This is a genomic window from Vibrio sp. 03_296, assembly GCF_002265885.1.
This window is the reverse complement of the sequence record NZ_NPKW01000867.1, coordinates 1-1,238: the sequence shown is the minus strand read 5'-3', so window position 1 is coordinate 1,238 and position 1,238 is coordinate 1. Positions and strand designations below refer to the sequence as shown.

The 1,238-nt window shown below is 39.5% G+C and carries 1 pseudogene; it reads right to left on the bottom strand.

Annotated elements, in window-relative coordinates:
- Nucleotides 1-943: 943 nt before the first annotated feature.
- Nucleotides 944-1,238 (bottom strand): annotated as a pseudogene (locus CIK04_RS28485) (YihA family ribosome biogenesis GTP-binding protein); the annotation flags it as partial.

Genomic DNA, 1,238 nt, shown 5'->3' with positions numbered 1-1,238 from the left:
TTGAAGTGGAAGAGTCCATGTTTGACCGAAATTGAAAGTAAAGTACAACAATTGATGGAATCTGCAGCACAGCTAAATGTTCCATTGGTGGCGGAAGCTGGCCATGGTGACAACTGGGATCAAGCACATTAAGCATTTTTTGTACAAAATGAATGAATATCATGAGCCAGAGCACAAACTCTGGCTTTTTTTATCATCAAAAAAGTTTGCAGAAATTATTGTTGAGTTGTAGTTAAATAAAAAATTCATGAAAAAAACTTACAGAAAAAGTTTGCATTCTGACCAAATTTGTTGTACATTAGTACGCGTAGGGTACAGAGGTAAGATGTTCTATCTTTCAGACCTTTTGTTTCACGTTATTGGATTAGGCTGATTCAGCGCCCAGTCAGGTTATTGACTGGGCGTTTTTATTGGGCTAAATAAAATTTCAATTAAATCATATCCATATCGCATCTCCATTCTTAACGCCTCTTGTTTGTTTCTTTTTATACGGTTTCAGATTGAAAAACGAACGCAATAGAGCGTTATATCAATATGTAAATTTACACCACTCACACTCTGATTATTTCTCTTGGAAAACTAAGTGCATATATAATAGGTGTTTTGATATATTTTTTATTTTATCAGTTGGTTAGATGTGTTTCTTAGGGTGAGAACTGAGAGAGTGTGCCATTTTGAACAATGACTGAGCTATTGAAATAGAAACAAACATCGGTAATGCTTCAAAGCATAACAATAACTACCGATTTTTCTCTCCCGTTTCCCTGCCAGGATGGCGGGGATTTTGTATCTAAAAGAGAGAAATTTGCGCTGAGCAATGACTGAAAGGCGTATGCAGTGATGACCAATCAGCAAAGGAAGARGAAGAGACACAAAGAACTGCTTATAAAAAACCCTGCTTATAAACAGCAGGGCTTTGAGAGCGAAGCGATGGTTATCCGTTTTACTCGGCTGAGTTTGACCCTTCTTCGTCTTCCTGCAGGTGAGCAAGCGCAGGTGCAAACCAGGTATCCAGTTTGGCTCTAAGCTGATCCACCCCAAGCCCTTTGAGGGAAGAATAGACATCCACTTGTACGTCACCACCGAAGGTTTCCGCCAACTTGCGCACTTTGAGCAATTCCGCTTTACGCGCACCGCTCTTCAGTTTGTCTGCTTTTGTTAGTCAGTACTTGAACAGGGATTACGACTTTCAATTGCCCAAAAGATTCATTCTCGATTGGTCGAGATCTTTCATTTGG